The following is a 23,740-nucleotide window of genomic DNA, read 5'->3' as shown; positions in this document are numbered from 1 at the left end:
TTCGCTCCATTCAAAAATAGGTGGGGTTTTGTTGCTCAAGCAGTGATGCGTGGATCGCGGCCGTATTGGGCAGATGCGCCCAGATGGTCGCGAAGCGTGCTGCCCCGGTAATCGCGATGAAACAGACCGCGCGCTTGCAGGATCGGGACGACGCCATCGACAAAGGCATCGATGCCGTCGTCGTTGATATCCGGCGAAATCCAGAAGCCATCGGCCGCATCTGCCTCGAACCAGGCCTGCATGTGATCGGCCGCCTCGACCGCCGGGCCGACAATCACCGGGTGATAATCGATGACGCCATGCGCCAGAATGTCGCGCAGGCTCCAACCCTCACGCGCGATCTGCAACGCCTTTGGCGAGCGAGGATCCTGCGATGACGGGCGTGCCGCAGCCAGTTGCGCCGGCGACAGCGGCCGGTCGAGCGCAGTGGGATCCAGACGCACCCCGAGCATCTGTTGCAGGTAACCCAGCCGCTGAGGAAACGTGTGCGCGGTCAGTGCGATCCGGCGATCCAATGCCGCGCGGCGGTCCTGCGCAATTGTCGTCATCAACCCCGGAATGAACTTGATCTCGTCCGGATCGCGGCCGGCCTGCTCGGCGGCATGACGGAACGCCGCACGTTGCGCCCGAGCGTCTTCGATACTGAAACTGGCACCGATCACGGCACTGGCATAGCGTCCGGCCAGCTTCAGCGCGTTCGGGCCGCCGCCCGCGTGGAAGATCACCGGCTGTCCCTGCTCCGAGGGTGGGATATACAACGGCCCACGGGAACCGACGAACTTGCCCTGCAGGTTGATCGGTGCAATTTGCGCGCCGTCTGCAAACCGCCCAGCGGCCTGGTCGTGCAGCCAGGCGTCCTTTCCCCAGCTGCCCCACAAGGCCTGCACCAGTTGCACGACCTCGTGCGCGCGTGCGTAGCGATCAGCGCTGGATGGAAGTGTTCGCCCGTAGTTCGCAGCGACATCCTCGCCACTGGAGGTCACCGCGTTCCAGCCGGCACGCCCGTGACTCATGATGTCCAGCGCCTTGAATTGCCGTGCAAGGTTGAACGGTTCGTTGAACGTCGTGGAGCCGGTGGCCACCAGACCGATACGCTCGGTGCCGCGCGCCACCGCAGCCAGGGTCATCATCACGTCCAGATTGAAGTGCGGCGCTTCGTTGTCGATATCGGCAACGGCGCTCGGGCCATCCGGCAGGAAAATGAACTGGAATTTCCCGCGCTCGGCGGCTTGCGCCTGGCGCACGCGGGCATCGAAGCTGGTGTAGTTGGTCGGGTCGATCCACGGCATGCGCCAGGCCCCTGGTTGGGACCCGTACCCATTGCCCAGATGCAGGCCAATGATCATCGTCTTGGACGTACGCATGCGTTTCTCACCCTGTGGCTGTGGTTCGTGAGTCGGCCGGCGACTAGCCAGTGAGTCGACGAACGTGGCCATCTTCCGTTTGCAACGTCTTGTGTTGCATGGCGCTCAGGAAAAGGAGAGGCCCTCCGTTTGTTGCGAAGAACTATATGGAGATACACTCCGGATATCAAGCGCCAGACCTGCCGACCATGCCTCCCGACGTTCAGCCACGCCCCCCCCGAGCCGATGCCCAACGCAACAAGACCCACATCCTTGAGGTGGCCGGCGAAGCCTTTGCCGAGGAAGGCATCGACGTATCGATGGACAGCATTGCCAAGCGAGCAGGCGTTGGCCCGGGCACGTTGTATCGCCACTTCCCTACCCGCGACGCCCTGCTGGCAGCGCTACTCGAAACGCATTACGCCAACCTTGAGCAAGTGCGTACCGCCATTACCGCCGAAGAGCGCGACCCGGAGCGTGCGCTGCAGCGATGGATTGAAGCGCTGGGAACCTGGATGAACGCCTACGAAGGCCTCCCGGAACCGCTCCGTGCCGCATGGTCCCAACCCAGTTCGGTGTTGATGCCGACATGCACCTCCATGGTCGAGGCCTCAAGCGTTTTCCTCGAGGCTGCACAGCGCTCTGGTCAGGCGCGGGCAGCGTTGAGCGGCCGCGACATCTTTCTTGCCGCGCTTGCGATTGCATGGGCAGGAGCTGCAAGCGGCGGCGCGGACAGCGACGCCCGGCCAGTGCTGCTGGAGGTCTTGCGCTCAGGGTGGGCGCTTCCGACTTAGAGCGGCCAACAAAAGCGACTTCACGGTTGCGCGTCATCATGCAAGCGATCCGCAATCCCGCAAACCGAGTAATTTGGACACGCCTGGGAAGCTCTGGACAAGGCGGTTCACGACGCAGGTTCGCCACGTGGTCTGAATGCGGCGATGTCTATCTCCATTGCGTCGCTTGACGCGTCTCAATCCCGCCAAACTCCGTCACCCCGGATGCTTCCCCTCGCGGCGTCTGGCCGCGAGGGAATGCAAGCCCTCATCGCAAGCGCGAGAACGCACCGATACCCGCGATCGCCAGCCGCTCGGCGGGTACCGCCGTTTCCGCGAACGACAGCCGCAGGTAGCGGATCTGGCGGACCTCGGGGAAATTCAGGCGCTGGGTCGAGAGCGCATAGGCGATATTGGACAACTCGCCGGCGCCAGCCGGCTGCCAGCGCTTGCCATCTTCGCTGGTCTCGGCGCGATAACCCTTCGGTGGCGCCGCACCGTTCATCACCGTGCGCGAGGGCGTCAGGCTGAAACCGGCAACCTGACGCAGCGCGCCGAGGTCGATGGTCGCCTGCGCGGGATGGCCGGGCGTGGGCGCGGGCGTGATCCAGATCGTGCTGGCATCGTCGTCGAGTAATTTTTCCGCCCCTGGCGCGCTGGCCTCGACGATGCGCCAGCCAGCGGAGGACAACACATCCGGCGCGTTTGCCGTCGGCCGCGCGACCGGCACTGGCGCAACGGCACGGAACAGCGCGAATTCGCTGATCGCCGGGCACACCGGCGCCTCGAGCACCACCAGGCGCACCCGGCGCGCGGCGACCGGGCGATCCAGCCGCACGATGCGCTGTGCACCGATGCATTGCGCTTCGGCCAGCCGCCGCCATTGCCCATCGACCTCGGCTTCGACCGCGAAGCGGGTGACGCGCACGCCCAGCGGCAGGTATTCGCGCAGCCGGATCAGGTCGAAGCTGTGCACCGCCGACAGCTCCAGCGTCAGCGTCGGCGTGGTGGCATCGTCCGGCGTAGACCAGTAGCTGTCCGGCTGGCGGTCGAGCACGCGGGCCGGCTCGAACCCAGGGCCGCGCGATGCGCTGGCGCTGGCCTTGGCACCCTTGGCCAGATCGATGGCGAAGCTGGCGCGGATCGCGTCGCCGAAACTCTGCAGCACCGCCACATCGTGGTCGGCGATGCGGCCGCGTCGGTCGGGCGGCAGATTGAGGTTCATGTTGGTGCCACGCGCGACGGAGGTGTCGAAATAGCGCACCAGATTCTCCGGGCTACGCACCTTGCCGTCTTCATCGGCGTGGTAGAACCAGCCCGGGCGGATCGACGTGTTGGTTTCGGCCGGCCACCATAGCGCCCCGCCGCGCACGCCGGAATTGCCGTTTTCCTGGGTATACGGGGCATTGGGCATGGTCGGCCAGGATGGATCGCCGGCGATACCGTCCTCGTTGCCGCCCCAGCGGATATCCGCGCCGAGCGGGTCGAAGGTACAGGCCATCGGCTGATGCTGATGCACCAGCTCGATCATCCGTGGCCAGTTGTAGTACGCGGGCGCATCGATCTTGCGCGATTCGCGCGCTCCGCCGTAGTAGCCGTCGCCGCCATTGGCGCCGTCGAACCAGAACTCGAACAGGTCGCCGTAGCCGGTGCAGAGCTCGACGATCTGCTTGCGGAAATAGTCGAGATAGCCGGGGCGGCCGTACTCGGCATGGTTGCGATCCCAGGGCGAGAGGTAGATGCCGAACGCCAGGCCGGCGCGTCGACACGCCGCTGCCATCTCCCCGACGATGTCACCCTTGCCGTTCTTGTAGGGCGAGTTGCGAATGCAATGCTCGGTCAAGCGCGTCGGCCAAAGACAGAACCCGTCGTGGTGCTTGGCCGTGAAAATAAGCCCTTTCAGATTGCCGGCTTTGGCAGCAGCAACGATTTGATCGGGTGAAAAATCGCTGGGATCGAATTTGCGCGGATCCTCGTCGCCGTAGCCCCATTCCTTGTCGGTGAAGGTATTCATCGCAAAATGCACGAAGGCGTATTGCTCCCACCGATGCCAGCGCAGCTGTCGCTTGCTGGGCAGCGCACCCCACGGTGCCGGCCCGTTGGCGCGCGGCGCTTGCGCGATGCGCGCTGCCGATGCACTGAAGCTGGCGCTAGCGGCCACCACACCCGTGGCAAGAAACGTACGACGATCGATCATTAGCGCCTCCGACTTTGCACAAGCTTCGATCTTAGCTTTTCCAACAGCGAAGAGTCGTCATTCCGAAGCAATAGACGGCTGTGCACGCACACGGGATGCCCCCAGCACGGCCGGCGTTGAAGCGCATGCGAAGCAAGCCGCGAGCGTTCGTGGCTTGACGGCCGTGCCCCGGCCCACGCTGCCGTGTTGGTGCTCGCATATCAATGCATTTTCCGCACGCGACGCGAGCTCCGCGAACAAGACAAACAATGTCCGGCCAACGACAACCAACAAAGACCGCACGACAGCTTGAGCGGGCTAACACCTGTCAAGTTTTGTCATCAACATTGACCGTAGACTTCTCATTTTGGCTGGCACTGACTTGCCGGGAGTCCATAGATCGTGGCGTAGCTGCAAGTGATCGAGCTGCCCGAGCCCCACCCCCCAGGTATCAGAACGCCCAGGCAGGCAGCCGTACGCACTAGCGGCGATGTTGCGGATGCATCTGCCATCGCGGCGGTATGCGTTGAGCGATCCAGCAATGGACAAAGCGCGGCACGAGATCCCCATCTTGCGTGGTTTCACCAAGCTCAAGCCGACGACACGCTTCAACTCGGCGGTTCCATTTGAACCTCAACGATCTTGGCGGGTTGTGCAGAGCTTCCACCATCGGCGCAAGCAAGCAGGCGTCAAGGAAATGCACAGCGCGCCGTCTTTCGCCTTCATTTTTGACGACAGCGAAAACGCTAGATCGTGCACCTATCGCAGATCCACATCACGCGGAAAGTAGCGGCGAAATTTTTCTTCCCAGGCCTGGAATTGTTCCAGCGTGTATTCATCCATTGGCCGTTCCACAGAGGCGACTGCCTTGTTCTGTGCAACGACTGCGATGCGCTGAGACGACAGTTCGTCCCATGCTTTTCTCAGGGCGACCGGATCTGGATGCGAGACCAGCATGGCTTCCAGTAGCGTGGCCTGCGCCACGCGCGCGGCGAGCAGATCGCTGAGTGCGTCGGTGACGGCCTGCATCCATTCCTGATTGCGGTTATCCATGCGGCGTGTCGTACGTAATGGTGGGTCGGTGACTGTAGCGCGGCGGCTGCAAGAACACTGTGCAGTCGGCGTCGGCTCGCAGGGCGGGACATCGTCAGCAAGGTCGCCCAACCCTCCGCGGCTGCGGCCAAGGAGATCAAGAGCCTGATCGACGATTCAGTCGAGCGCGTCGCCGAAGGCTCGACACTGGTGCATAGCGCCGGCACCACGATGGCCGAGATCGTCGCCAGCGTGCAGCGCGTCACCGACATCATGGGCGAGATTTCCGCCACATCGCAGGAGCAGTCGGCCGGTAGCGAACAGGTCAACCTCACTGTCACCCGGATGGACGAAACCACGCAGCAGCATGCAGCGCTGGTGGAAGAAGCAACGGCTGCCTCACGCTCGGCTTTTTGACTCAAGCAATCAATGATTTCTCTGGGATTTGCGTCGGTACATATCGGCCCGACGTCAGCCCTGGTTTACTCAGGTAACTGCACCATTTCACCGTTCGCCCTCCAGGCTCTACTGCAATCAGCATGTGCCGCAAGCTGGCACGCAAGAGCACACTGGGCTCACCTATTTTGCCACCTGATGCGCTTTGACCTTCGCGATCCATTGCCGCACATGCTGCTGCAGCATCACCAGCGGCATGTCGCCATCACCGAGCACCGCAGTATGGAATGCGCGCAAGTCGAAACGATCGCCGAGTTCTTTCTGCGCCTCTGCACGCAGCGCCATGAATTGCAGTTGCCCCACCTTGTATCCCAACGACTGGCCTGGCCACACGATGTAGCGGTCGATTTCGAACTGCATGCTCGCCTCGTCGTCGGATGGATGCGCGTGGAAGAAGTCCACCATCTGCTGACGATTCCAGCGCTTGTAGTGCACGCCGGTATCCAACACCAATCGATTGGCGCGCAATAGATCAGCCGATAGCCGGCCGTAGTCGCTATAGGGATCTTTGTAGAGCCCGACGTCCTTGCCCAAGCGCTCGGCATACAGTGCCCAACCCTCGCCGTAGGCGTTATACCCACCCTGCTGGCGGAACGGCGGCAATGGTAGCGTCTGTGCAAGCGAGACCTGCAGATGATGGCCTGGCACGCCCTCATGATAAGCAATAGTTTCAACGTTGATCAGCGTGCGGTGAGCGACGTCGCTGATATTGACTCTCAGCACGCCCGGCTTGCTGCTTTCCGGGTTGCTTTGCAGGTAACGGGCGGGCGGATATTTGCCCTGGAATGCCGGCATCGGCTCAACTTCCAGGGGCTTTTTCGGCACCTGCTCGAATAACTTTGGGAGCTCCCGCTGCATTCCCGCGACGTAGTGACGGTATTGCTCCAGTAGCTGCTCGCTGGAGGTCGCGAAGCGGCGCTTATCGGCTGCCACCGCCTTGCGGAAGCTGGCCAGGTCCGCATAACCCTGCGCCTTGGCAATGACGGTCATCTCGGCTTCGATGCGCGCAACCTCCTGCAGCCCGATCTGGTGGATTTGTTCAGGCGTCAGATCGGTGGTGGTCTGGGTACGCACCAAGTATTGGTAGAGTTTCTCGCCATCAGGAAGCGACCACAGCCCCTCCTGCGTACGTCCTTGCGGGGCGTATTCATTGCGCACGAACGCGGACAGCTTGGCGTAGGCCGGGCGAACCTGCTGATCGATCGCTTCAAGCAGCTGCTTCCTGAGCGCATCGCGCTGATCGGCGGGCACCACGCCGTCGAGTTTTTCCAATGGCGAGGCAAATGGGTTCTGCGCGCCACGCTGAGCCACGATTCCGTCAATCTGCTCGGGCACGCGCTCAAGCAGATAGCGCGGCGGCATCAGGCCATCCTTGGCGCCCTGCCGCGAGACGTCGATGACTCGATCGACCACTGCAGGAAGCGTCTGCAGGCGTTTGATGTAGTCCTGGTAGTCCTTGGCGGTGTCGAAGGGGAAGCTGTCGCTGTAGCCAGCAAGCGTGAGATGGATGCCTTGCATCGGGTCCAGCGGCATCTCGTAGGTCTTCAGGTCGATACCGTCCAGCGTGTCGCGCAGCTGGCCGAGCATCATCTGCAGGCTGAGTTGACGTTGTTCGTCCAGCGCTGCGGCATCCACCGCTTCGAACTGCCTGAGCAGACCCGCTACGGCGCGGCGCTCTGCAGGCACGGCCTGTAGCGAGTAGTCGCTCCAGCGATCGTTGTAGCGCTTGTCGCCGATGGTGCTCGCGAACTCCGGGGCCTGCTTGAGTTGGTGTTGCCACTGCGCGTCAAGCAGTGCGTCGAAGGCCTTGGCTGCCTGTTCAGCTGTCTGCCCGAGTGTTGAGGTTGCCACCTTGTTTTCGGCAGGCGGCGCCGGCTTGCAGGCGGTGAACAACGCGGCCGTCAGCAGACCGACGGCAAGGGGACGTAGAAGATGCATGAATTACTCCAAGTAACACGTACGGTCCATGCGCAGCTACACGCATCAGCGAGATCGCAAACACACGAAATTTCTGCTCGCACACCACTAGATTTGGCACACGCGCGCTGGATGCCTGCGTCGGGCACATAGCCGCATCGGCAGGCCTCATGCAATCACCGCAGCTTAGAGCAGTCGTCATCGCGCGGCCGATCGCAGTCGGCGTGGCTTCGCGTTTAGGGATGGTCTGATCAACGGCATCGGAGGATGAGCCTAACCACATCGACCAGGCTGACGGCGCTCAGATCCTCGATTTTTTTGCCGTTTCCGGCGCGTTTGCAGGGTGTTGCCCGGGTTACAGGCGCACGTTCCCCATCGTCGGCAGTAACTGCTTTCGCTTCATCCACAGGTTCGATAGCGCAAACAAGGTCAGCACCTGCGCGGTGTTCTTGGCCAGGCCGCGATAGCGGACCTTGGTGTAGCCGAACTGGCGCTTGATCACCCGGAATGGATGCTCCACCTTCGCGCGCACGCTGGCCTTGAAGTGTTCCCAACGTCTTTCCCGAGCACGCTCGCGTTTGTTGCCGAGGGCTTGCATCGTCGAGGGCCTGGCGGCGATGAAGAATGCAGCCTTGCAGGCCTGCAGTTCTTCGCGTTTGTCCGCACCGGTGTAGCCGCTATCGCCGAACACGCTGTCTTCTTTGCCATGCAGCAACGTGTGCATCACCGTGACATCGGCGACGTTGGCGGCTGTGCAATGGACGTGGTGCACCAACCCGGAAAATTCATCCACGCCGATGTGCGCCTTCATCCCGAAATACCACTGATTGCCCTTCTTGGTCTGATGCATCTCAGGGTCGCGCGCGTTGTCGGCATTCTTGGTCGAACTGGGCGCCGCGATCAGCGTCGCATCGACGATCGTGCCCGACCGCAGGCTCTGGCCCTTGCGCGCCAGATGCGCGTTGACCGCTTCCAGCATCCGCGCGGCAAGGCCATGGGTCTCCAGCAGGCGCCGAAAGTTGAGAATCGTGGTCTCGTCCGGAACGTTGTCCAAGCCACCGAGCTGGGCAAACCGCCGCAAGGTCGGGATCTCGTGCAGTGCTTCTTCCATCGCCGGATCGCTCAGCGCATACCACTGCTGCAGCAGATGAATCCGCAACATCGTCGCCAGTGCGTACGGCTGCCGACCTGGCCGGCCCGATACCGGATAGTGCGGCGCGATCAGACCGAGCAGTTGCTGCCACGGAACCACCTGCTCCATCTCGGCCAGAAAGATCTCGCGCCGGGTCTGCTTGCGCTTGCCCAGGCCCTCAGCGTCACCGAACGTCAGTTGCATGGATCACTCCTCAACATCAGGCGGGTAGTGTCGCGTATCTGTGGTGCGTTGTTCAGAGGTTCCTTAGCGCCATCGACTGCTAAAGGAGGAACTTCCACGCACTTGCGGACAAAGCCGGTCATCACTCGCGCCGCTTTGATCACCTAGTGACGGCACGCGCTGTGAGATCGCGACGCATCCAGCCGGGCGGTCACAGCAACTGGCCACATCTGCTCGACCGGCGCCGCGATTCGCACTCCGGTCCAGACGGGTGTCCCAATGCCCGAATAGGCGTCAACTGGCCGCGAGCCGACAATGACATCCGTGCTTCGATTTTCGATGGCGCGTCTCCGCCAACATGCCGTCCCTTAGACTGCCTCAAAGCACGCTTTGTGCCGACCAACTTGCGCCGGTCGCGTGCCGTCCTCAGCGCTTCAGGCCGCGCGATCCGCCGCCATGAGTCGTTCGCCGCACCGCGCGTGGCGCATTGTCGGCCGGGCACGAGGATTTTTAAGCCGGTGCGCTTAAACTTGCATCCGGGCCGCGCAGTCTGCCGCTCCAATGCAACACGCTGCTCTGGGCTCTCCCCACTGCGTCGCACCGTCGATTGATGCCGTCAACGGCGCCGCAACAGCAGCGCAACACGGAACTCGCTTGTCGCAGCGACCGCCCTGATCGACCGCACACCCTGGAAGGACGTTTCTTGCAAAACACTGATTCAAAAGACAAATCCAAGGCCATCAGCGGAGCAGTCGAACACACCCCGCTGATGAAGCAATTCTTCGCCGCCAAGTCGGACTACCCCGACCTGCTGCTGTTCTTTCGCATGGGCGATTTCTACGAGCTGTTCTACGACGATGCGCGCAAGGCCACGCGGCTGCTCGATATCACGCTGACCCAGCGCGGCAGTTCCGGGGGTGCGCCGATTCCGATGGCCGGCGTGCCGGTGCATGCCTACGAGGGCTATCTGGCGCGGCTGGTGGCGTTGGGCGAGTCGGTGGCGATCTGCGAGCAAATCGGCGACCCGGCGCTGGCCAAGGGCCTGGTCGAACGCAAGGTGGTGCGCATCGTCACGCCCGGCACGGTCACCGACGAGGCGCTGCTGGACGAGCGCCGCGACACGCTGTTGATGGCGATCTCGCGCAGCAAGCAAGGCTACGGCCTGGCCTGGGCCGATCTGGCCGGCGGGCGTTTTCTGGTCAACGAAGTGGACAGCGTGGATGCGCTGGAAGCGGAAATCGCGCGCCTGGAACCGGCCGAGCTGCTGGTGCCCGACGAAGACAACTGGCCGGAATTCCTGCGTGGACGCGTCGGCGTGCGGCGTCGGCCACCGTGGTTGTTCGACGCCGATAGCGGCCGTCGTCAACTGCTGGCGTTCTTCAAGTTGCACGACCTGTCCGGCTTCGGCATCGACGACAAGCCATGCGCTACCGCCGCCGCTGGCGCGCTGCTGGGCTATGTCGAAGAGACCCAGAAACAGCGGCTGCCGCATCTGACCTCCATCGCGATGGAAGTGGCCAGCGAGGCGATCTCGATGAACGCGGCCACGCGCCGGCATCTGGAGCTGGACACGCGCGTCGATGGCGACACCCGCAACACCTTGCTCGGTGTGCTGGACAGCACGGTCACGCCGATGGGCGGGCGCCTGCTGCGCCGTTGGCTGCATCGCCCGTTGCGCCTGCGCGAGGTGCTGGTACAGCGCCACCACGCGGTCGGCAGCCTGATCGACACCGGCGCCGATGCCGACGTGCGCGAGGCCTTCCGCGCGTTGGGCGATCTGGAACGCATCCTCACCCGCGTGGCGCTGCGCTCGGCGCGCCCGCGCGATTTTTCCACCTTGCGCGATGGCCTGGCGCTGCTGCCGAAGGTGCGCACCATCCTCGCGCCACTGGATTCGCCGCGCCTGCAGACGTTGTACGCAGAACTCGGCGAACACGATGCCACCGCGCATCTGCTGATCAGCGCAGTGGCCGAACAACCGCCGCTCAAGCTCAGCGACGGCGGCGTCATCGCCACCGGTTACGACGCCGATCTGGACGAGCTGCGTCGCCTGTCCACCAATGCCGACCAATTCCTGATCGACCTGGAACAGCGCGAACGCGCCAGCAGCGGCATCGCCACGCTCAAGGTCGGCTACAACCGCGTGCACGGCTACTACATCGAGATCAGCAAGGGCCAGGCCGAAAAGGCCCCACTGCACTACAGCCGCCGGCAGACGCTGACCAATGCCGAGCGCTACATCACCGAGGAACTCAAGAGCTTCGAGGACAAGGTGCTGTCGGCGCGCGAGCGTTCGCTGTCGCGCGAAAAACTGTTGTACGAAGGCCTGCTGGACGCACTCGGCGGCGAGCTTGAAGGCCTCAAGCGCTGCGCAAGCGCATTGAGCGAACTGGATGTATTGGCCGGCTTCGCCGAACGCGCGCAGGCGCTGGATTGGTCGCAGCCGGAACTGGACAACGCACCGTGCCTGCGCATCGAACGCGGCCGCCACCCGGTGGTGGAAGCGGTGCGCGACCAACCGTTCGAACCCAACGATCTGGACCTGCACACCGACCGCCGCATGCTGGTCATCACCGGCCCGAACATGGGCGGTAAATCGACCTACATGCGCCAGAACGCGTTGATCGTGTTGCTGGCGCATATCGGCAGCTATGTGCCGGCCAGCCGTGCAGTGATCGGGCCGATCGACCGCATCCTCACCCGCATCGGTGCCGGCGACGATCTGGCCCGCGGGCAATCCACCTTCATGGTAGAAATGGCCGAAACCAGCTACATCCTGCATCACGCCACGCCGCAATCGCTGGTGCTGATGGACGAAATCGGCCGCGGCACTTCCACCTACGATGGCCTCGCATTGGCCGACGCAGTGGCCCGCCATCTGGCGCACACCAATCGCTGCTACACGCTGTTCGCCACGCATTATTTCGAACTCACCGCACTGGCCGACGAATCGCATGCCGGCGGTACCAGCGGCATTGCCAACGTGCACCTGGATGCAGTCGAACACGGCGAGCGCCTGGTGTTCATGCATGCGGTCAAGGACGGCCCGGCCAATCGCAGTTTCGGCCTGCAGGTCGCCGCGCTGGCCGGGCTGCCCAAGGCCGCGGTAACCCAGGCGCGTCACCGTCTGGCCGAACTGGAACAACGCGGCGGCGAAAGCCATGTCGCACAGATGGCCCCGGCCGCATTGGATGCGCCGCAGCAGTTCGGCCTGTTCACTGCGCCCTCCTCTGCCGCGCAAGAAGCACTGCAGGCGCTGGACCCGGACGAACTCACGCCCAAGCAGGCGCTGGAGGCGCTTTATCGGCTGAAGGCGTTGCTGTGAGTGCCGGGATTCGAGAGTCGGGATTGGGGATTCGTAACAGCGCCGTTTGCGGCGCTTGCGGATCCGTTGCGGCGGCAGGGTTGGGTGGTCGGTTGAATGCTGTTTTGCAGGGATTGGGGATTCGTAACCGCATGGCTGCATGACCGACGCGTGCGGCCCTGCTAATCCAGTGCAGTTGCAGGTTTGAGTGTTTGCTTGAACGCTGCCCTGCAATAGCGCCGGCTCGCGCGACATCATGCTGCACGGTAACGCACACCGCGCGGTTTGCTCTGCTGCCGCGACAGGCGCACCCTGCCTCGACGTTTTGTCCAACCGGAGAGCACACCGATGACCACGTCCGCCTCGTTGACCGACCAACTGGCCGCGCAACTGCAGGGCCCGCAGTTGCAGCAACTCGCCAGCCGGCTCGGCATCGCGCCCGAGCAGGCGCAATCGGCGGTGCAGACCGCCCTGCCCTTGTTGATGGGCGCACTGGGCCGCAACAGCCAGCAGGCCGGCGGCACCGATGCCTTGTTGGGCGCCCTGTAGCGCGACCACGCCGGCAGCCCGGACATCGGCAGCCTGCTTGGCTCACTGCTGGGCGGCTTGGCCAATGGTGCGCAAGGCAATGGCGCCGGCATCGTGAGTCATCTGTTCGGCGACAAGGCACCGCAGGCGGCGGCAGGCCTGGGCAAGGCCACCGGGCTGGAAACCGGCAAGGCCAGCCAACTGCTGCAACTGTTGGCGCCCATCGTGATGGCGTATCTGGCCAAGCGCTTCCTCAGTGGCACGACGACGGCCAGCAGTCAGCTCGGCCCGGCCTTGGCACAGGAACGCCAGCAAGTCGGCAGCAATAGCGGCGTCAGCGGCCTGCTGAGCAGCGTGCTGGATCAGGATGGCGACGGGAAGCTGGGCCTGGGCGATGTCATGAAACTCGGCGGCAGCCTGTTCGGCAAGCGCTGACAGGTCGCTGCCGTGCGCCTGGGTTCCGCCCGGGTGTCTCCTCGCATCCATAGCGACACACTATCGATATGGTTGAATAATTCGAATTCCCCAACCGATCGATGCTCCTTATCGTGTGCACACGCCGCCACGACGAGTCCGCCTGATGCGCACCTCTGCCAGTCACATTCCGGATACCGGCCTATACCGGCCCCTGCGGGCAGGCGCTAGCATCGGCACACGCGGCAACGATGTTCGATGACCCCACGGCCGCATGTGCGCCTTCGATCGATCACCATAGCTGACGCATTGCCCACCACTTCGACTCCACCAGCACGTGTCCGCAGTTTCGGCACACAGCTCCCCAAGTGCTCACGCACACAGGTATTGCCATGACAACCGAAGCAAAGTGCCCGTTCAATCACGCCGTCGTCGGTACCGGAACCACCAACCGCGATTGGTGGCCCAAGCAGCTGCGTGTGGACCTGCTCAGCCAGCATTCGAGCAAGTCCAACCCGCTGGGCCAGACCTTCAATTACGCCGAGGCGTTCAAGCGCATCGATCTTGCTGTGCTCAAGCAGGAACTGCGCGCGCTGATGACCGATTCGCAGGACTGGTGGCCGGCCGACTTCGGCCATTACGGTCCGCTGTTCGTGCGCATGGCCTGGCATAGCGCCGGCACCTATCGCATCGGCGATGGCCGTGGCGGCGGCGGTCGTGGCCAGCAGCGCTTCGCACCGCTCAACAGCTGGCCCGACAACGTCAGCCTGGACAAGGCGCGCCGCCTGCTGTGGCCGATCAAGCAGAAGTACGGCCAGGCGATTTCCTGGGCCGATCTGATGATCCTCACCGGCAACGTCGCGCTGGAAAGCATGGGCTTCAAGACCTTCGGATTTGCCGGCGGCCGCGAAGACACCTGGGAGCCGGATCAGGATCTGTACTGGGGCCGCGAAACCAAGTGGCTGGGCGGCGACGACCGCTACTCGCGCGGCTCGCCGGGCGTGGACGAAGCGCACGGCGTGCTGGTGAAGGACGACGACAGCGAAGTGCCGCACACCCGCGATCTGGAAAACCCGTTGGCTGCCGTGCAGATGGGCCTGATCTACGTCAATCCGGAAGGCCCGGACGGCAAGCCCGACCCGATTGCTGCCGCGCGCGACATCCGCGACACCTTCGCGCGCATGGCGATGAACGACGAAGAGACCGTGGCGCTGATCGCCGGCGGCCATACCTTCGGCAAGACCCACGGCGCCGGCCCGGCCGACAACGTGGCCGCCGAGCCGGAAGCCAGCGATCTGGAAAGCCAGGGCCTGGGCTGGCACAACAGCTACGGCACCGGCAAGGGCGCAGACACCATCACCAGTGGCCTGGAAGTCACCTGGACCACCACCCCGGCGCAATGGAGCAACGACTTCTTCGATCACCTGTTCAAGTTCGAGTGGGAACTGAGCAAGAGCCCGGCCGGCGCGCACCAGTGGGTGGCCAAGAATGCCGACGCCATCATTCCCGATGCGCACGATGCCTCGAAGAAGCACCGGCCGACCATGCTGACCACCGATCTGGCGCTGCGCTTCGACCCGGCCTACGAAGCGATCTCGCGTCGCTTCCACGAGCATCCCGACCAATTCGCCGATGCCTTCGCCCGCGCCTGGTTCAAGCTCACCCACCGCGACATGGGTCCGCGTTCGCGTTACCTGGGGACCGAGGTGCCGAGCGAAGAACTGCTGTGGCAGGACCCGGTGCCCGCCGTCGACCACCCGCTGGTCGATGCGCAGGACGCCGCTGCTCTCAAGCAGACCATCCTCGCTTCCGGCCTGAGCGTGGCGCAGCTGGTCTCCACCGCGTGGGCATCGGCATCGACCTTCCGCGGCTCGGACAAGCGTGGTGGCGCCAACGGGGCACGTCTCCGTCTGGCACCGCAGAAGGACTGGCAGGCCAACCAACCCGAGCAGCTGGCGCAGGTGTTGGGCACGCTGGAGCGCATCCAGGCCGAGTTCAACGGCGCGCATGCCGGCGGCAAGCAGATCTCGCTGGCCGACCTGATCGTGCTGGCCGGTAACGCGGCTGTCGAACATGCAGCGCACGCCGCAGGCCATAGCGTCACCGTGCCGTTCGCGCCGGGCCGCACCGATGCATCGCAGGAACAGACCGATGTGGAATCGTTTGCCGTGCTGGAGCCGGTGGCCGATGGCTTCCGCAACTTCGCCAAGCGCAGCTACGCGGTGCCGGCCGAAGCGCTGTTGATCGACAAGGCGCAGTTGCTCACTTTGACCGCGCCCGAATTGACCGTGCTGGTCGGCGGCCTGCGCGTGCTCGGCGCCAATGTCGGCGACTCGAAGAATGGCGTGTTCACCACCCGTCCCGGCGTGCTGAGCAACGACTTCTTCGCCAACCTGCTCGACATGCGCACCGAGTGGAAAGCCACCTCCGAAGCGAAGGACCTCTACGAAGGCCGCGACCGCGGCACCGGCGAACAGAAGTGGACCGGCACGCGTGTGGACTTGGTGTTCGGCTCCAACTCCATCCTGCGTGCGGTGGCCGAGGTCTATGCCAGCGCCGATGCACAGGAGAAGTTCGTGCACGACTTCGTCGCTGCCTGGACCAAGGTCATGCAGCTGGATCGGTTTGATCTGGCGTAACAGCGGCGATCAGGACGACGGCACTCGCCATCAGGCGGGTGCCGTCGTTGCTCGGGGCGGCACTTGCCACGCGCGCTAGCCACTGACGATTGCTGGCTACTTTTGCCGCCCAATCAAGGTGGCATCGAGAAGCTTGCATCGAGCAGGCCCTCGAGAACGGATGGCGGTTGCGGCGACGTTGGTTTCCACGCTTCAAGCGCAACGCAAACAGATGACCGCATTGACGCAAACGCCCCGAATCACCGGGGCGTTTGCGTTTCCATCATTCCAGACGCAGCACGACTATCACGCAGCGCTACAACGCGTCGATATCGCCCAACGCAGTGATCAGCCGACGCGCGCGCTTGTCCGGCTTGCCGATGGGTGCCCGATAGCCGGTGCGTTCGGCCACGCGCTGCAGCCGCCACTGCGTGCGTCCCTCGCGTGAGGCGTCGCTTTCCACGTACAGCGCCTGCGCGACGGGTGCCGGGCCGCGCACGTCGCTCAACGCGGCAACCGTGATTTCGAAGATTTCACCGCCACGGTCGATGCGCAACTGCTCGCCCTGGCGTACCGCACGCGATGGCTTGGGCCGCTGGCCGGCGACATCCACCTTGCCGTTGTCCACCGCCGTCTTGGCCAGGCTGCGGGTCTTGAAGAAGCGTGCCGCCCACAGCCAGACATCCAGCCTGACCGTCGTCGCTTGTTCCACCAATTGAGTCATCGCGTTGTGCTTGCCGTTGGGTCCATGGGATGCATGCCGGTGTGGTCGTCGCCGCTGCATCGGCGCGGTGCAACTGGCTGCATCGAGCGAGAAATATCTGGGCAACCGCGCCGGAACTCAAGCGCCACCGCCGGCCAGATCCAGCCTGCCTGCCACACACTGGCTGACCGATACAGGCGGAGCTGCATGGCACGTGTGGTGCCCCGTGACATCGGCCTGGCGAGCTCGCTCTTCCACGGCTGTTGAGATTCGCCAGGCGACCGCACGCGGCACACACGCCAATGCTAGTGTTCGCAGCTTCCGCACCACGGCGCGTCTGCGATGCCTAAATCCGCTGTCCTGACCGAAGGCCCGATCGGCAAGAATCTGCTGCTGTTCGCACTGCCGATCCTGGCAGGCAATATCGCCCAGTCGCTCAACGGCTCGATCAATGCGATCTGGGTGGGCCGCTACCTCGGCGAGGCGGCACTGACTGCGGCAGCTAACGCCAACAGCATCATGTTCTTCCTGATCGGCTCGGTGTTCGGCATCGGCATGGCCTCCACCATCCTGATCGGCCAGGCGATGGGCGCACGCGACATCGCGCAGGCACGCAAGGTCATGGGCACCAGCGCCAGTTTCTTCGGCGGCCTGTCGGCAGCGATTGCGGTCTTCGGCTGGTTTCTGGCGCCGCATCTATTGACCGCAATGGGCACGCCGCCCGCATCGCAAACATTGGCCGAGGAGTACCTGCGCGTCATCTTCCTGGCGATGCCGCTGATCTATGTGTTCGCGTTTTTGTCGGCGGCATTGCGCGGCACCGGCGATGCGCGCACACCGTTCCGCTTCTTGCTGGTGTCGGTGGTGCTGGACATCGTGTTCAACCCATTGCTGATCTTCGGTCTCGGCCCGTTTCCGGCACTCGGCATTGCCGGTGCGGCCTGGGCCACACTGCTGGCGCAGGTGGTCGCACTCGGCGGGTTGCTGCTGTATTTACGCAAAAAACGCCACGTCCTGTGGTTGGGGCGCGGCGATCTGCAGCTGTTCCGGATCTCACCGACGATCCTGCGCGCGCTCATCGTCAAAGGCGTGCCGATGGGCCTGCAGATGGTGCTGATCTCGCTGTCCATGATCGCGATGATGACGCTGGTCAACGGCTTCGGCACCGACACTGCAGCCGCTTACGGCGCAGCGCTGCAGCTATGGACGTATGTGCAGATGCCGGCGATGGCGCTGGGCGCTGCCTGCTCCACGATGGCGGCGCAGAATGTGGGCGCGGGATTGTGGAATCGCGTGGATGCGACCGCACGCACCGGCATCGTCGCCAACTTTTTGATGACCGGCATTCTGATCGTGCTGCTGATCCTGTTCGATCACTGGACGCTCGCGCTGTTCCTGCCGACCGACAGCCCGACGCTGGAAGTGGCGCGGCATCTCAATCACATCGGCATCTGGTCGTTCCTGCTGTTCGGCGTGAGCTTTGTGATTTCCGGCGTGGTGCGCGCGACCGGCGCGGTGATCCCGCCACTGCTGATCCTGGCATTCGGTCTGTGGGGCGTGCGCGTGCCGCTGGCGAACGCCTTGATCCCGCATCTGGGAGCCGACGGCATCTGGTGGAGTCTGCCGATCAGTTCGGTCTGCTCGATGCTGCTGTCGCTGGCGTATTACCGCTGGGGCGGCTGGCGCAAGGCGCGCATGTTGACCACACCTGCAGATCCGGCAGAGCTGGCGGCCGCTGCGGAGGTTCCGGCACACCCGGCCTCGCCGGTCGCCGATACCGCGCCGTTGACGGAATTGCCGAGGCCTCGCCAGCGCTGATGTCTGCTGGCAGTGAGGAGAACAGACGCTCGCGCGCCTACGTTCCCGCGAACGTTGTGAGATCACCACCTGCAGATTCCCGAATCCCGATTCCCGTAACGCAAACGGCCGCCCGAAGGCGGCCGTTTGGCAGTGGCAGAAACAACCTGCCAGTGTGACTTACTGAGCCTTGGCAGCAGCCTGGCGAGCAGCCTTGGCCTGCGCAGCGGCGGCCAGATCTTCCTTGATGCGGGCAGCCTTGCCTTCCAGACCACGCAGGTAGTACAGCTTGCCGGCGCGGACCTTGCCGCGGCGCTTCACTTCGACCGAGTCGATGATGGCGCTGTGGGTCTGGAACACGCGCTCGACGCCGAAGCCGTGCGAGATCTTGCGGACGGTGAACGCGGAGTTCAGGCCGGCATTCTTGGTACCGATCACGACGCCCTCATAGGCCTGCACGCGCTCGCGATTGCCTTCCTTCACCTTGACGTTCACCACAACGGTGTCGCCCTGGTTGAATTCCGGCAGCTGGCGCTGAATCTGGGCGGCTTCGAAGTCAGCCAGGATGGTCTTGTTGAGTTTGCTCATGATGGGCACCGCGTGTCTGGTGATATTGGACCGGCAGTCGCCGCACGGCGATTGCTCGAGGTTCGTAGGAGGGCCAGACGCAAGGCTGGCCAGCAAGCCGCATATTGTACCCCAATCAATGTTGCAAGAGCTAGGGGTGAGCCCTTATTACTTGTCGCCGGGTTTATCGTCGTCTGAGGCGAGTTCGCGACGAAACTCCTCCAGCAAGCGGAGATCGTTCTTGTCCAACCCGGCCTCGTCGAGCAGATCCGGGCGACGAAGCCAGGTCCGGCCCAGCGACTGCTGCCGGCGCCAGCGCGCAATCGCAGCGTGATTGCCCGAGCGCAGTACATCCGGCACATCGCCCCAGTCATGGGTCGAGGGATGGCTGTAGTGCGGGCAGTCCAGCAGACCCTGCGGGCCTTCGAAACTGTCCTGGGCCGCAGATTCGGCGTCGTTCAACACGCCTTCCTGCAACCGCGTCACCACATCCACCAGCACCGCTGCGCCAAGCTCGCCACCGGACAACACGTAGTCGCCGATGGAGATTTCCATATCCACTGACTGGGCCAGAAAGCGCTCGTCCACGCCTTCGTAGCGCCCGCACAACAACACCATGCGTGGCAACTGCGCCAGCTCGCGTGCGAGCGGCTGGGTGAGCGGTCGCCCCTGCGGGCTGAGGTAGATCACCGGTGCAGGACGCGTGTCTGCGGCCTGCACCGCAGCCAGACAGGCCCGCAACGGCTCGATCAACATCACCATGCCGGGCCCACCACCGAACGGACGGTCGTCCACACGGCGGTAGTTACCCTGTGCATGGTCGCGCGGATTCCAGCCCTGCAGTTCCAGCAAGCCACGCTCCTGCGCCCGCCCAACCACGCCGAACGCCGCGCATTGCGCGATGAACTCGGGGAACAGGCTGATGACGTCGATGCGCACTGGATGGGAATCGGGATTGGGGAATGGGTACAGCAAGAACGGAGCGCAAGCACCGCTCAGATCAGATCAGAAATTCCGATCAGAAATCCGGATCCCAGTCCACCACGATCAAGTTGGCTTCGAAGTCGACCGACTTGACGAAATCCGGCAGCACGAACGGCACCAGCCGTTCGCGATCGCCGCGTACCACCATCACGTCATTGGAGCCGGTAGAGAACAGATGCGAGACCGTGCCGAGCTTGACGCCCTCGACGGTTTCCACCTGCAGCTCTTCCAGATCCACCCAATAATATTCATCGGGCTTGGGTGGCGGCAGCACGCTGCGCGAGACGTAAATCTCGATCCCGTGCATGGCTTCGACGGTGTCGCGATCGGAAACGTTGGGGAATGTTGCGACCAGATGCTTGCCCTGATCGCGCCCGCGCGCTCCGCTCAGTGTCGACTCCTCACCCGAGGGCGTACGCAGAATCCACGGTTGGTACCGGAAGATTGCGCTACGCGGCTCGGTCCAGGACTCGATCTTGAGCTCGCCCTTGACACCGAAAGCGCCGGCAACCCTGCCCAGCAGGATACGGCGCTCGGTCTGTTTCATCTGCGTCAGCTAGGCCGAGCGATGCGCTCGGCCCTCCCAAATCAGGCCGCAGCGGCCTGAGGCTTGGATGCTTCGCGATACAGGTTACGCACCTTGTCGGTCAGCTGTGCGCCCTGGCCGACCCAATGGTCGACGCGCGCGATATCCAGCACGACGCGCGGTTCTGCGCCCTGGGCAACCGGGTTGTAGTAACCCAGACGCTCGATGTTGCGGCCGTCGCGCGCGCTGCGCACGTCGGTCACGATGATGTGGTAGAACGGACGCTTCTTGGCGCCGCCGCGGGTCAGTCGAATCTTGACCATGGTGTCGTTTTCCTGAGTTGCCCAGTCGCCAGAGTGGCGCGGTAAGCCGGCGATTATAGCGGGCACCGGCGGCGAAGCCAAGTCACCCGGTGACCGCCCCGCGCCAAGCCTCAGATCGCCTGCCAGGCATGGGTTTGCAGGGCCTGCTCCAGCAGCGGCAGCTGGGCCGCATGAGGGCCCCAGCGGGCCGGTCCCATCGCCACGATCGCCTGCTGCCCGCGCGCATTGCAGGCGAAGGCGCCATCGAAACGATCCAGTTCGTCCAGTTGCACCGGCCGCCGAATCTGGCTGATCCCCAGCGTTTCCAGCCCGGTCTGCAGCAATTGCTGACGCGTTCCCAGCAAGGCTGGGCCCTGCGGCCAGACCACGCCGCCGCGCTCCCACAAACCCAGATTCCAGAACGCGCCTTCCAGCACCCTGCCCTGCGGATCCTGCAACACGACATCGTCGTGATCGGCCTGCATCGCCAGGCGGCGCAGATGCAGCAGCGGAAACGTGCCGACATGCTTGAGTTCGGGCCGCTCGCGTACGTAATCGGTCACCTGCACGCGCAGCCCGGTCTCGGGCATGTCCGCTGGCGGCGACACCGCAACCAGCACGTCCAGCGCGACCTCGCGCAAGGGATCGCGAAAGTCGTAATCCTGCGCGAACACTGTGACGCGCAGGCTGGCATCGGCCATTGCCGAGGCTTCCAGCGCGGCATGCATTTGCAGACGCACTGCCTCCTGCGCCAGCTCCATGCCGAACAGCGCGCTACTGCCCTGCTGCAGACGCTGCAGATGCAGATCCAGCCCGAGTGCGGCACTGCTGCGCACCTGTAGCGTGGTGAAGTGGCCGTAGTTTATCAGCGCGGCAGCTCCGAGCTGCGCCGCGCTGGCAGGTACGCCATTGCAGAAGATCACCGACATAACAGCGCCTGCGCGTCAGCCCACCACTGCGTTACCACCTGCGCGGCGGGCTGCGCGGGCGCCATCCAGGCCGATTGCCCGGCCCAGGCCTGCATGGCATCCAGGCGGTTGTCGCGCGCGGCGGCCTGGCGCATCGGCGCGGTCAGCGCGCGCTGCACCGGATACGGCGCGGGCATTGGCGCATCTGCAGCGCTGGCGGCGCTTACGTACGGTGTGACCAGCGCGCGGCCCAGCCGGCCGGAGAATGCGCGGGTCGGCTGGGTCTGTTCCGGTTCGGCCTGCGTCAGTGCGTCGGCCCAGGCGCTCGGCAGTGCAGCCTCGGGCGTACGCAGCAGGCCGGTACCGATCTGCACTGCACTTGCGCCCAGTGTGAGCGCCGCAGCAATGCCGCGTGCGCTGGCGATGCCGCCTGCGGCGATCACTGGGATGTGCAGGTGATCGACCAATCGCGGTAACAAGGCGAACAACCCGGTCGTCTGGCGCTCGGCCTGGCTGGCATCGAAGGCGCCACGATGGCCACCGGCTTCGGCCCCTTGTGCGACCACCGCATCGGCACCTGCTGCCTGTGCCGCAAGCGCTTCGTCCAGTGTGGTGGCGCAGGCGGACCAGGCGATGCCGGCAGCCTTCAAACGCGCAACATGATCAGGCCGAAACAGCCCCATGATCGATGAGGCAACCGCAGGACGCGCGGCGAGCAAGGCCTCGAATTGTGCGTCGAAATCGGCTGGCGTTGCGTCGCCTACGGCTGCAGAAACTGGCGGCCCCCACTGCGATAGAAATTCCCGCATGCGCGCTTCCGCATCTGCATTGCGTACCGGTGCAGGATCGGGAATCCATAGATTGATCTGCGCAGGCCCGGCGCTCGCGTCACGAAACGCCATCATCCATGCCACGATCTCCTGCGGCTGCGACAACACCGCACCCATCGCGCCCATGCCACCGGCTTCGGCAACCGCCGTCGACAACGGCACCGGGCAGGCGCCGGCCATGGGGCTGAGCAGAATGGGAACGCCCAAGCCAAAACGCCGGCAAAAACGCGCGACGTTTGCGTGCGGGCCATCCGACGCAAGCGACGGTGTCACCGACACCTCAGTGATCGCCTTCGAGGAGCTGCACGATTCTGGGCCATTGCATCTGCCGAGCCAGATCCAATGCCGTCTTGCCCGATGGCGTGCGCAGCGACGCATCCGCGCCGTGCTTCAGCAGCAATGACACCGGCTGATAGTTGCCCGCCAAGGCATCGCGCTGCAACAGCGTCCAACCGGCGTCGTCACGGAAATGCACCATGTCCGGCTGATCGCGCAGGCCTTCGTCGAACTTTGCGCCCATGTTCTCGCTCATCGGATGCTCGCGCTCGGACGGAGCCTGCTCCGTTGCAACGACCTGAGCCGGCTTGCTACCGAACATCTTGCCGAACAAGCCGCTTTTGCGCTCCGGCACAGGTGCAGGCACCAGGCGCACTACGCCCGGCTCACCGAAGTCCAGGCCCCACGCAGCGTCGTGCTCGGCGCGTTCGGCCTGCGACATCGTGCGACGCATCGCTGCAATGGTATGGCCGCCGTAGACCTGGCCATCGACCACGTACATCCAGTCTTCCAGGTCGATGATCGGTGCAGACACGGCGTCACCGGCAGTGAGTCCTGCGATCCATTCCGGATCGTTGAGCAGGCTACCGGAGACCTGCTCGCCATCGAACTGCACGTCGGAAATCCACATATGCTCGTGCGAAGGCGCATCAGTCGCGGAAGCATCGGTGGCGAAAGGCAGTTTTACTGCCGCCATCTCTAGGCCCGGTACGATGCGGCGATATTCCCAGGACAGTTCGCGCCAGAAAAACTTGAAGGTGTCGCGCGCTGCGGCGTAGGCCGCCTGCAGTGCAGCGTCTTCATCGTTTGCGAAATACATGCGGTTATCGGTCATGGTTACCTCGACGAAGAGCCGCCAACAAAACTACTTCACGCCAGTCTACTGCAGGCCGGCTGATCTGCTGCCTGGCTGCAGGGCCCTTGCCCGCCCATCATCGCGGGACACGCTGCAAGTACGTCCTTGTAAGCTC

At 64.0% G+C, this 23,740-nt stretch carries 17 protein-coding genes and 3 pseudogenes; 7 read left to right on the top strand and 13 right to left on the bottom strand.

The window, feature by feature from the left end; translation table 11 throughout:
• Nucleotides 1-35: 35 nt before the first annotated feature.
• Nucleotides 36-1,364: an NtaA/DmoA family FMN-dependent monooxygenase gene (locus NMB96_RS13020; RefSeq protein ID WP_043889043.1), complete on the bottom strand. Its 1,329-nt coding sequence runs from the start codon at nucleotides 1,362-1,364 to the stop codon at nucleotides 36-38.
• Nucleotides 1,365-1,510: 146 nt separating this feature from the next.
• Here NMB96_RS13020 and NMB96_RS13015 point away from each other — a divergent pair, with 146 nt between their 5' ends.
• Nucleotides 1,511-2,137: a TetR/AcrR family transcriptional regulator gene (locus tag NMB96_RS13015; RefSeq protein ID WP_043889725.1), complete on the top strand. Its 627-nt coding sequence runs from the start codon at nucleotides 1,511-1,513 to the stop codon at nucleotides 2,135-2,137.
• A 247-nt stretch (nucleotides 2,138-2,384) separates the two neighbouring features.
• Here the strand turns inward: NMB96_RS13015 and NMB96_RS13010 are convergent, their stop codons facing one another.
• Nucleotides 2,385-4,313 carry an alpha-L-fucosidase gene (locus tag NMB96_RS13010; protein ID WP_023903219.1) on the bottom strand — a complete coding sequence of 643 codons (1,929 nt, stop codon included), beginning with the start codon at nucleotides 4,311-4,313 and terminating at the stop codon, nucleotides 2,385-2,387.
• A 405-nt stretch (nucleotides 4,314-4,718) separates the two neighbouring features.
• Between NMB96_RS13010 and NMB96_RS13005 the strand changes: the two are divergent.
• A pseudogene (locus NMB96_RS13005) lies at nucleotides 4,719-4,884 on the top strand (IS5/IS1182 family transposase); the annotation flags it as partial.
• Between the two features lie 167 nt (nucleotides 4,885-5,051).
• Here NMB96_RS13005 and NMB96_RS13000 read toward each other — a convergent pair.
• Nucleotides 5,052-5,345, bottom strand: coding sequence for a hypothetical protein (locus NMB96_RS13000; protein WP_006449167.1), 294 nt, complete (start codon nucleotides 5,343-5,345; stop codon nucleotides 5,052-5,054).
• Nucleotides 5,346-5,438: 93 nt separating this feature from the next.
• Between NMB96_RS13000 and NMB96_RS12995 the strand changes: the two are divergent.
• Nucleotides 5,439-5,732, top strand: a pseudogene (locus NMB96_RS12995) (methyl-accepting chemotaxis protein); the annotation flags it as partial.
• A 171-nt stretch (nucleotides 5,733-5,903) separates the two neighbouring features.
• On the opposite strand, the gene NMB96_RS12990 reads toward NMB96_RS12995, so the two are convergent.
• Both NMB96_RS12990 and NMB96_RS12985 read right to left on the bottom strand, forming a co-directional pair.
• The gene (locus NMB96_RS12990; protein WP_255084992.1) at nucleotides 5,904-7,718 is read right to left on the bottom strand and encodes a DUF885 domain-containing protein; all 1,815 of its coding nucleotides are present in this window, start codon (nucleotides 7,716-7,718) and stop codon (nucleotides 5,904-5,906) included.
• 334 nt (nucleotides 7,719-8,052) lie between these two features.
• On the bottom strand, nucleotides 8,053-9,033 hold the full coding sequence (locus NMB96_RS12985) for an IS5 family transposase (RefSeq protein WP_183086593.1): 981 nt from the start codon (nucleotides 9,031-9,033) through the stop codon (nucleotides 8,053-8,055).
• 748 nt (nucleotides 9,034-9,781) lie between these two features.
• On the opposite strand from NMB96_RS12985, the gene mutS reads away from it, so the two are divergent.
• The 3 genes and pseudogenes from mutS to katG all read left to right on the top strand — a co-directional run bounded on the left by mutS (nucleotide 9,782) and on the right by katG (nucleotide 15,897).
• The gene (gene mutS, locus NMB96_RS12980; protein WP_374728763.1) at nucleotides 9,782-12,337 is read left to right on the top strand and encodes a DNA mismatch repair protein MutS; all 2,556 of its coding nucleotides are present in this window, start codon (nucleotides 9,782-9,784) and stop codon (nucleotides 12,335-12,337) included.
• 327 nt (nucleotides 12,338-12,664) lie between these two features.
• Nucleotides 12,665-13,279 (top strand): annotated as a pseudogene (locus NMB96_RS12975) (DUF937 domain-containing protein).
• A 371-nt stretch (nucleotides 13,280-13,650) separates the two neighbouring features.
• On the top strand, nucleotides 13,651-15,897 hold the full coding sequence (gene katG, locus NMB96_RS12970) for a catalase/peroxidase HPI (RefSeq protein ID WP_023903209.1): 2,247 nt from the start codon (nucleotides 13,651-13,653) through the stop codon (nucleotides 15,895-15,897).
• Nucleotides 15,898-16,192: 295 nt separating this feature from the next.
• Here katG and NMB96_RS12965 read toward each other — a convergent pair whose 3' ends face one another.
• On the bottom strand, nucleotides 16,193-16,600 hold the full coding sequence (locus NMB96_RS12965) for an RNA-binding S4 domain-containing protein (RefSeq protein WP_006449161.1): 408 nt from the start codon (nucleotides 16,598-16,600) through the stop codon (nucleotides 16,193-16,195).
• A 321-nt stretch (nucleotides 16,601-16,921) separates the two neighbouring features.
• Between NMB96_RS12965 and NMB96_RS12960 the strand changes: the two genes are divergently transcribed.
• The gene (locus tag NMB96_RS12960; protein WP_006449160.1) at nucleotides 16,922-18,397 is read left to right on the top strand and encodes an MATE family efflux transporter; all 1,476 of its coding nucleotides are present in this window, start codon (nucleotides 16,922-16,924) and stop codon (nucleotides 18,395-18,397) included.
• 159 nt (nucleotides 18,398-18,556) lie between these two features.
• On the opposite strand, the gene rplS is transcribed toward NMB96_RS12960, so the two are convergent.
• From rplS to NMB96_RS12925, 7 genes are all read right to left on the bottom strand, one after another.
• The gene (rplS, locus tag NMB96_RS12955) at nucleotides 18,557-18,964 is read right to left on the bottom strand and encodes a 50S ribosomal protein L19 (protein WP_006449159.1); all 408 of its coding nucleotides are present in this window, start codon (nucleotides 18,962-18,964) and stop codon (nucleotides 18,557-18,559) included.
• Nucleotides 18,965-19,111: 147 nt separating this feature from the next.
• Nucleotides 19,112-19,882 (bottom strand): tRNA (guanosine(37)-N1)-methyltransferase TrmD, encoded by a 771-nt coding sequence (gene trmD, locus NMB96_RS12950; protein WP_023903206.1) that lies wholly within the window; start codon nucleotides 19,880-19,882, stop codon nucleotides 19,112-19,114.
• 79 nt (nucleotides 19,883-19,961) lie between these two features.
• Nucleotides 19,962-20,474, bottom strand: a complete 513-nt coding sequence (rimM, locus tag NMB96_RS12945; RefSeq protein ID WP_055818725.1) for a ribosome maturation factor RimM — start codon at nucleotides 20,472-20,474, stop codon at nucleotides 19,962-19,964.
• A 41-nt stretch (nucleotides 20,475-20,515) separates the two neighbouring features.
• The gene (gene rpsP, locus NMB96_RS12940; RefSeq protein WP_006449156.1) at nucleotides 20,516-20,776 is read right to left on the bottom strand and encodes a 30S ribosomal protein S16; all 261 of its coding nucleotides are present in this window, start codon (nucleotides 20,774-20,776) and stop codon (nucleotides 20,516-20,518) included.
• A gap of 110 nt (nucleotides 20,777-20,886) precedes the next feature.
• Nucleotides 20,887-21,684: an aminotransferase class IV family protein gene (locus tag NMB96_RS12935; RefSeq protein WP_023903203.1), complete on the bottom strand. Its 798-nt coding sequence runs from the start codon at nucleotides 21,682-21,684 to the stop codon at nucleotides 20,887-20,889.
• Nucleotides 21,675-22,673 carry an NAD(P)H-dependent flavin oxidoreductase gene (locus NMB96_RS12930; protein ID WP_255086968.1) on the bottom strand — a complete coding sequence of 333 codons (999 nt, stop codon included), beginning with the start codon at nucleotides 22,671-22,673 and terminating at the stop codon, nucleotides 21,675-21,677. Before NMB96_RS12930 ends, NMB96_RS12935 begins: the two co-directional genes overlap by 10 nt.
• Before the next feature lie 100 nt (nucleotides 22,674-22,773).
• Entirely contained in the window at nucleotides 22,774-23,604 is an 831-nt protein-coding gene (locus tag NMB96_RS12925; RefSeq protein WP_255084990.1) for a DUF2314 domain-containing protein, read from the bottom strand.
• Between the last annotated feature and the right edge of the window lie 136 nt (nucleotides 23,605-23,740).

This window comes from Xanthomonas hortorum (assembly GCF_024339125.1).
GTDB classification, from domain to species: domain Bacteria; phylum Pseudomonadota; class Gammaproteobacteria; order Xanthomonadales; family Xanthomonadaceae; genus Xanthomonas; species Xanthomonas hortorum.
Note: the sequence above shows the minus strand (reverse complement) of the source record. Positions and strands in the feature narration are given on the sequence as shown.